The sequence below is a fragment of the Flavobacterium sp. genome (assembly GCF_046317795.1).
Lineage (GTDB): Bacteria > Bacteroidota > Bacteroidia > Flavobacteriales > Flavobacteriaceae > Flavobacterium.
Map to the genome: position 1 here is coordinate 1 of NZ_JBKCVI010000007.1, position 7,917 is coordinate 7,917.

General features: G+C 33.1%; 12 protein-coding genes. 10 read left to right on the forward strand and 2 right to left on the reverse strand.

All coding sequences use genetic code 11. From position 1 onward, the window contains the following. On the forward strand, window positions 1-190 hold a 190-nt coding region (locus ACK5ON_RS00265; protein WP_409818770.1), incomplete at its 5' end, for a DUF6452 family protein. Beyond that, window positions 162-923 carry a DUF6048 family protein gene (locus ACK5ON_RS00270; RefSeq protein WP_409818772.1) on the forward strand — a complete coding sequence of 254 codons (762 nt, stop codon included), beginning with the start codon at window positions 162-164 and terminating at the stop codon, window positions 921-923. The genes ACK5ON_RS00265 and ACK5ON_RS00270, both read left to right, overlap by 29 nt. Window positions 924-932: 9 nt before the next feature. Here ACK5ON_RS00270 and ACK5ON_RS00275 read toward each other — a convergent pair whose 3' ends face one another. Beyond that, the gene (locus ACK5ON_RS00275; protein WP_409818774.1) at window positions 933-1,163 is read right to left on the reverse strand and encodes a hypothetical protein; all 231 of its coding nucleotides are present in this window, start codon (window positions 1,161-1,163) and stop codon (window positions 933-935) included. Between the two features lie 170 nt (window positions 1,164-1,333). Between ACK5ON_RS00275 and ACK5ON_RS00280 the strand changes: the two genes are divergently transcribed. The 3 genes from ACK5ON_RS00280 to ACK5ON_RS00290 are packed head-to-tail and all read left to right on the forward strand — an operon-like array spanning window position 1,334 to window position 3,724. After that, window positions 1,334-2,854 carry a DUF5106 domain-containing protein gene (locus tag ACK5ON_RS00280; RefSeq protein ID WP_409818776.1) on the forward strand — a complete coding sequence of 507 codons (1,521 nt, stop codon included), beginning with the start codon at window positions 1,334-1,336 and terminating at the stop codon, window positions 2,852-2,854. Continuing rightward, the gene (locus ACK5ON_RS00285; RefSeq protein ID WP_409818778.1) at window positions 2,851-3,099 is read left to right on the forward strand and encodes a hypothetical protein; all 249 of its coding nucleotides are present in this window, start codon (window positions 2,851-2,853) and stop codon (window positions 3,097-3,099) included. Before ACK5ON_RS00280 ends, ACK5ON_RS00285 begins: the two co-directional genes overlap by 4 nt. A gap of 16 nt (window positions 3,100-3,115) precedes the next feature. Next, on the forward strand, window positions 3,116-3,724 hold the full coding sequence (locus tag ACK5ON_RS00290) for a porin family protein (RefSeq protein WP_409818780.1): 609 nt from the start codon (window positions 3,116-3,118) through the stop codon (window positions 3,722-3,724). On the opposite strand, the gene ACK5ON_RS00295 is transcribed toward ACK5ON_RS00290, so the two are convergent. After that, complete coding sequence (locus ACK5ON_RS00295) at window positions 3,725-4,891, reverse strand: class I SAM-dependent RNA methyltransferase (protein ID WP_409818783.1); 1,167 nt, start codon at window positions 4,889-4,891, stop codon at window positions 3,725-3,727. It lies immediately after the preceding gene. Window positions 4,892-5,049: 158 nt separating this feature from the next. Here ACK5ON_RS00295 and ACK5ON_RS00300 point away from each other — a divergent pair, with 158 nt between their 5' ends. The 5 genes from ACK5ON_RS00300 to murQ all read left to right on the forward strand — a co-directional run. Continuing rightward, window positions 5,050-5,841, forward strand: coding sequence for a class I SAM-dependent methyltransferase (locus ACK5ON_RS00300; protein ID WP_409818786.1), 792 nt, complete (start codon window positions 5,050-5,052; stop codon window positions 5,839-5,841). A gap of 11 nt (window positions 5,842-5,852) precedes the next feature. Continuing rightward, window positions 5,853-6,074: a hypothetical protein gene (locus tag ACK5ON_RS00305; protein ID WP_409818788.1), complete on the forward strand. Its 222-nt coding sequence runs from the start codon at window positions 5,853-5,855 to the stop codon at window positions 6,072-6,074. Further along, entirely contained in the window at window positions 6,013-6,681 is a 669-nt protein-coding gene (locus ACK5ON_RS00310; protein ID WP_409818790.1) for a ZIP family metal transporter, read from the forward strand. The genes ACK5ON_RS00305 and ACK5ON_RS00310 overlap by 62 nt, the downstream gene beginning before the upstream one ends. Window positions 6,682-6,691: 10 nt before the next feature. Beyond that, window positions 6,692-7,168 carry a hypothetical protein gene (locus tag ACK5ON_RS00315; RefSeq protein ID WP_396176700.1) on the forward strand — a complete coding sequence of 159 codons (477 nt, stop codon included), beginning with the start codon at window positions 6,692-6,694 and terminating at the stop codon, window positions 7,166-7,168. Window positions 7,169-7,209: 41 nt separating this feature from the next. Beyond that, a partial coding sequence (gene murQ, locus ACK5ON_RS00320; protein ID WP_409818792.1) for an N-acetylmuramic acid 6-phosphate etherase occupies window positions 7,210-7,917 on the forward strand: 708 nt, incomplete at its 3' end.

The following is a 7,917-nucleotide window of genomic DNA, read 5'->3' on the forward strand; positions in this document are numbered from 1 at the left end:
TAATTATACACGTCAAAACGTATATGTGTCTAGAGCTTGTGGCTATAAAACCATTTTCATTCTAAACTCACCCAATGGTCTTATCCAAACCGATACCGCTACACCTGATTTACTTTGGATGCAAAATATAAACATACAAACTACAAACATTAACACCGAAAATGAAGTACATATCAAAGTTTTCTTTTAGTATATGCATGGTATTGCTTTCATTAATAGGCAATGCACAAAAAGTAACCGAAACAAAAAAAGACAGTATCCCTATAAAAAAGGAACGTTATGGCTTACGTTTGGGTGTTGACTTGTTTAAACTAACTCGCATGTTGTATGAGGAAGATTATCGTGGTATAGAACTGGTAGGCGATTATCGTTTGACGCGAAGACACTATTTAGCAGCAGAAATAGGCAATGAAGAAAAAACCGTCGACGAAGATCAACTCAACTTTACTACAAGCGGTACCTATTTGAAAGTAGGTTTTGACTATAATACTTATGAAAACTGGCTCAATATGGAAAATATCATTTCCATCGGACTACGATATGGCGTGAGTAGTTTTAGTCAAACTTTGAATAATTTTGAAATATACAATCCTAATAACTATTTTGAGGAAATACTCCTTTTACCAGGAGAAAAATATGATGGATTAACAGCCCAATGGATCGAAGTCATTGCAGGAACCAAAGTCAAAGTAATAAATAATGTATTTGTTGGTTTTAACTTTTCGCTAAAATATTTGGTATCGCAAAAAGTACCTGATAATTTCGATAATTTATACATTCCAGGATTCAACCGAACTTATGATGGTAAATTTGGTGTTGGCTTCAACTATACGATATCCTACTTTATTCCTTTGTATAAGTCAACGGTAAAAGCCAAGGCAAAATCAGAGGAAAAAGCAAAAAAAGAAAAAAAGAAACAATAGATAGTTTTTCTAGAACTTTTTTATTCCTTTAATAAACATCCATCTCATAAAAATCTTCTCACCATCTCTGGTGGTAACCGCTTGAAATTTTGGTGATAAAATGGTGCTTACTATAAATGCCGTCAGCGGTAACCAAAATCCGTACAAACCTGAATATACTCCCAAAAGTATCCGAACCACTATAAAGATAAGTGCAAAAGAAAAAAGATTATATAGTAATGCTTTGTTTTTATTTGTCATGGAGTAAATTTAGTAGTAATCTAATACTTTAAAGAGATGCAAATATATAAATTATTAAAACCTGCTATTAGTTTTTTTTTAAGTAAACTTTAAAAATTGAAGGTTACTTATATTTTAAAAATAGTTATTTTTGGACATCTATATTAAAACTCTACATTAATAGTTGGTTTATGAAGAAATTACTCGTTGCAATTATTTTTTGTTTCTCTTCGCTATTCGCTTCTGCCCAATCGGGTTATGAAATAACTATCAATTTAAAAAACTGTACAGATAGTTTAGCTTATCTCACTTTTTATCGGTTTGATAAAACGTTGATTAAAGATACTTGTACCAGCATTAAAAATGGAAAAATAGTTTTTAAAGGCAAAGAAAAACTGGATAAAGGAATTTATTCATTGGTAAGCCAACAGAAAGCAATTCTTTTCGATTTCTTTATTGATGATGATACTCAAAAACTTGAATTATCAACCGAACTAGGTATAAACATTACCAAAGAACTAAAAGCAATAAACTCCAAAAGAGAAAATGATTTTTTTTCATATCTTAATTATATAGCCCAGCAAAACAAGGATTATTTAGATTTAAAACAAAAAACAGTAGTAAAAAATAAAAAAGATACCCTTGCACTTGTTGAAAAACAAAATGAATTTGAAAGACGTATAATGGATTATGAAGAAGATTTTATCAGCAGAAACAAAGGTTCACTCATTGCCGATGTCTTAAATTTGAAAACTGAAAAGATTTTGAAAAACGTGCCAAAAGCTACCAACGGCAGACCTGATAGTTTAATGGTTTACAACTATTACAAAACACATTATTGGGATAATGTTGATTTTAACGATGATGCTATCATGCGAAATCCTTTCTTTTCCAATAAGCTAAATAAGTATTTTGACAAAGTGGTGGTTACGCATCCAGACTCTATTTGTGTGGAAATAGATCGCTTGATGGCCAAAACTGTACAAGGAAGTCTACTCTATAAATTGATGTTGGCTCATTTTACTTACACTTATGAAACCTCTAAAATTATGAGTTTTGATAAAGTATTTGTTCACATCTCCGACAAATATTTTAAAACAGGAAAAGCCACAGGAATTTATGATGACGAAGAGGTCGTTCAAAAAATCATTAAACGTGCTGATAAACTTAAACCACTATTGGTTGGCGCAACTGCTCAAGATTTATTCATGATTAAGGCAGAAGACTTTAGCAAAATGAAAGCAATGGGTTTTGAAAACGCAAAGAATAGCGAAGAAATGACCAAGGTTTTTTATGCCAATGTGAATGAAGTTAATAAATTGTGGGTAAAGCTTAGCGATGTCAAGGCAGATTATACCATTCTCGTTTTTTGGGATGTGGATTGTGGCCATTGTCAAAAAGAAATTCCAAAACTTTTGGATGCTTATAACGAATTGCTAAAAGAGAAAGTAAATGTGAAAGTTTTCAGTGTTTACATGCAACACGAAGGTGAAAAGTATTTGAAATATATAGCTGACAACAAATTACCTTGGATAAACGTTTATGATGGTGCGCATTACAACAATTCCATAGAAAAATATGACGTCTACTCTACTCCAGTAATTTATATTTTAGATAAAAATAAAGTGATTAAAGCCAAGCGCATTGATGCCGATAAAGTGACAACCATTATTAAAGTGATTGATTCCGAAACCAAAAACCTTAAATTATGAAAAACCAACCTGACATTACTACCTTAACTATTGAAGAACTTAAAAAAAGAGCTAAAACCACCCAAACAATTAATAGAGTATTATTGGGAATGTTAGTAATTCAATTTGCATCAGGGATTTACTTAACTTTCAAACAAGGTTTTAATGTATTCATAGTTTTACCTATTGCCTTTTTACCACTGGTAATTATAAATTATACCAATCTAAAAAAAATAAGAGAGGAAATTGCAAAAAGAGCATACTAAATTCAATTTATATTTTATGAAAAAAATAATATTATCTTTAGCAATACTAACCAGCTGCACTTCTTTTGGCCAATACAAATTAGGCGCTTTTACGGGTTTGAATTATTCCTATTTCACTGATGGTTTTGGCGGACAAATCTTAGCCGAAGACTCATTTGGATTGCAATTGGGATTGGTCTATGAAAAAGAAATTGCTCCCAAAGTGCATTTCAGACCCAAATTAATGTTCTCACAACAAGGAGACAGAACCAAAACTCCTTCTCCAAACAACTTTGACCCCATTATATTTGATACATTCGAAATTGACCAAATCGACAAAAAACTGACATATATTGATATTCCGTTGGAGTTTAAATTTTGGAACAAAATCTATCTCCTTGCTGGTCCTCAAATTGGATTTTTAATCTCAGAAAAAGAAATGAGTGACTTTAATCAAGATGCTAAGTCTACTATAGACTTTGGGTTTAATCTTGGAACGGGATTTACTTTAAACAAACTCTTCTTTGAAGTTGGGATTTACCAAGGTTTAACCACTATTTTCAATTACAATTATTTTGCAACTGGTTCGTCTGTCAATGTTAATAATGGTTACGCCCGTTTTACGGTAGGTTATATGTTCAAATAATTATTCTTCTTGTGTAGTTTGAAACTTAGTTCTCTTACTACCTTCATACATTTCATATTTTACTAATCTTGCTTCCAGACTTCCATTGAAAAGCTTTATTTTTCTTGAAGGACGAAGTCCAACAAACTTGAGTGCTTCTAAATTACCAGTAATAAACCAGGCATTGGTATTGGAATAATTGTTCTTTAATGTATCACCAATTTCTCTATAAAAACGTTCTAATTCAATATCCAATCGTTCACCATAAGGAGGATTGAATACCATGTGCAATGGTCCAGCAATTTCCTTTTTGGTATCAAAGAAATTCGCTTGTGAGATGGTTACATATTCATCAAGATTGGCATTTTGTATGTTGTCTTTGGCTTTCTGAACGGCACTTGGTGCTTTGTCGTAGCCAATGATAGTATGATGGAATTCTTTAGTGCGCTTCATCAATGCATCAATTATTTGGTCAAACAAATCGTTATCCCAATCGTTCCATTTTTCAAAAGCAAATTCTTTTCTATTGATATTGGCCGGAATATTACACGCAATCATTGCAGCTTCCGCCAAAATAGTTCCCGAACCGCACATTGGATCTAAAAAATCACAACTTCCATCCCAACCTGAAAGCAATAACATTCCTGCTGCCAAAACTTCGTTTATAGGAGCAATATTCGTGGCAGTTCTATAACCTCTATGATGCAACGAAGCTCCAGAAGTATCCAATGCTACCGATACTTGGTCTCTGTCAATATGAATATTAATTCTTAAATCGGGAAAATCTTTATCAACACTTGGACGCTGTCCAGCTTTATCTCTGAATTGGTCAACGATTGCATCTTTGGCTTTTTGTGAAACAAATTGTGAGTGCTTAAAATTATCAGAGTGAATGGTAGTATCAATAACAAAAGTTTGGTTTGCGCTGAGATACTTACTCCAATCAATGCCTTGCATGCCTTTGTATAAATTCAAATCATTCGTAGCTCGGAAATAATAAATCGGTTTTAAAATTTTTAGGGCTGTTCGTAACGATAAATTAGCTTTGTACATAAAACCTTTGTCACCTTTGAAACTCACTGCGCGAGTGCCAATTTCAACATCTTGTGCGCCAAGTTGCAGCAATTCTTTACCTAATATTTCTTCAAAACCAAAAAAAGTTTTGGCCACCATTTTAAAATTCTCCATAATATACATTTTGTCACCCTGAGAGAAGTCGAAGGTTCAATATAAAAATTCCAAATTCCATATAAATTTCAAATCATAAATTTCAAATTTCAAACTTGGACATACTTCGGCAAAAATACATTAATTTTGCAGGAGAAGAATTCATTTGAAACGAATAAATGTCAGGAGCAATAAAACCCATCCCAAAAGCTATTGAATTGGCGAAGCAAACTCAAAACTCGAAACCCGAAACCAATAATTGGTATGCCTCTTGGTTTGACACACCTTATTATCATATCCTTTACAAAGAAAGAAACTACCGTGAAGCGCAAATCTTCATGGACAATCTTACGCATTATTTAAATTTACCCGAGAAAGCCAAAGTCCTTGATTTAGCTTGTGGCAAAGGTCGTCATTCCATTTATTTAAATCAATTGGGTTATGACGTTACTGGTGCCGATTTATCAGAAAACAGTATAGCTGAAGCCAATAAAAATGCGAATGAAACATTGCGTTTTGTTGTTCATGATAAACGCGAACCTTTTCAAGACAAATTTGATGCTATTTTCAATTTGTTCACTAGTTTTGGCTACTTCGAAAAAGAAGAAGACAATTTAAAAACATTAATCGCAATCAAAGAAAGTCTTTCGGAATATGGCTTTGCTGTGATTGATTTTATGAATTCTCAAAACGTTATTGAGAATTTAATTCCAGAAGAAATTAAAGAAGTTGATGGCATCACATTTCATATTAAACGCTACCTATTAGATGGTTTTGTTGCCAAAGAAATTGATTTTGAAACCGAAGGAAAGAAATTCCATTTTACCGAAAAAGTGAGGGCGTATGTGTTAGAAGATTTTCAATCCATGATGAATGAATCAGGCATCTATTTACTAGACACTTTTGGAGATTACAAGCTAAAAAAATTCCATAAGAATACGAGTGAACGATTGATAATGATATTTAAGTAGGAAGAGGGAAGATGGAAGTAGGAAGAGGGAAGATGGAAGTGGGAAGAGGGAATATGGAAGACGGAAGACGGAAGATGGAAGATGGAAGATGGGAGATGGAAGTGGGAAGTTGGATGAGGGAAAAAATTAAGCAGAATGAATACTTGAGATACAAAAACTATAATTTACAATATGAATTACATACTTCCTTTATTATCAGTTATTTTGGGCTATGCAATTGCATTGTTTATTAAGCCAAAAAAGAAAAACAATCTCAAACTATTATTAGCATTCAGTGGTTCGTTTTTACTGTCGATAACGGTAATGCATTTGTTGCCTGATGTGTATGTAAAACATAATCTCTCTGTTGGGATTTTTATTATGCTTGGGATTTTATTCCAAATCATATTAGAGTTTTTCTCCAAAGGCGCAGAACACGGTCACGTTCACGGACATGATAAATTGACACAAATGCCATGGCTGTTGTTTATTAGTTTGTGCATTCATGCTTTTTTAGAAGGTTTTCCAGTTGGGCATCATCACGATTTGGCCTATGGAATTGCCATTCATCACTTACCCATTGCCATTATCTTAACAACATTTTTTCTTAACGCTCAGTTGAATAAAACCGCTTTGTTTTTGTTTATGATTTCTTTTGCTGTTATGACACCTTTAGGAACATTTGTTTCCGACTACTTCCCGATTCTTAATCAATATTACACTCAAATTACCGCCATCGTTATTGGAATTCTGTTTCATATTTCCTCTACCATAATCTTTGAAAGTAGCGAAGGTCACAAGTTTAATATTGCTAAGATTTCGGTGATAATTTTAGGGATTTTGTTGGCGTGTTTTGTGTAAATTTATAATTATGAAAATATCCCAAATTTTATTGCCCCTTATTTTAAGTGTTTTGTCAATTTCATGTAAAAATGAAAGTGAAGATATATTTATCAGAGAGTGGCAGTCAAAAAAAATAATTATTCCCCACAAGGCATATTTAAAAATTAACTCGGATCATACTTTTGAATATAGAGATGCTGGTTGCCAGTGGCGGTGTAATTCATTTGGAAAATGGAAAGTTATGAACGACACTTTAATTTTGAATAGCATTCCTTCAAAAGAATGTCAATTTACAAATGGTTTTGGGAATAATTTTAGAGCACCAATAAAGGGTGAAGATTTTAAACTTGAAACTACAATAAAAGATTGTAAACCAAATGAAAGAAATGGTGAATATGTTAAATTTATCAATGATAAGTTCTATATAAAAAATGACACTTTAGAATATGTTACCAATATTAAACTTCCTTTTAATAACAGATTTGCTTTTTTTAAGAGACAATAAAACTTAGTATCTTAGCAACTTTGAAATTCAGCAGCACAATAATGAACTTCACCAAAACCACCGAACAATCCTCACACTACGAACATTTAGAAAAAATGTCGGTGAATGATTTGTTATCCAATATCAATAACGAAGACAAAACCGTTCCGTTTGCTGTAGAAAAAGCTTTACCTCAAATTGAAACTTTAGTTACTAATATAGTGGAAAAAATGAAACTCGGCGGAAGATTATTCTATATTGGTGCAGGAACTTCAGGTCGATTGGGAATTGTTGATGCTTCGGAATGTCCGCCTACATTTGGTGTACCATTTGATTTAGTAAATGGAATCATTGCCGGTGGCGACAAAGCCATTCGTCGTGCTGTGGAAAATGCTGAAGATAATCCAACACAAGCTTGGCTGGATTTACAAAACGAGAACATTACTGAGAACGATGTCGTGATTGGTATTGCAGCTTCGGGAACAACGCCTTATGTTATTGGTGGTTTAGAAAAATGCCATGAGAATAATATCATCACAGGTTGCATTACTTGTAATGAAGGAAGTCCGTTAGCATTAACAGCGCAATTTCCTGTGGTTGTTGTGGTTGGTCCAGAGTTCGTAACTGGAAGTTCGAGAATGAAAGCTGGAACTGCTCAAAAGTTGGTTTTGAATATGATTTCGACAGCCACTATGATACAACTCGGCAAAGTGAAAGGTAACAAAATGGTCGATATGCAATTGAGCAATGACAAACTCGTTGACCGTGGC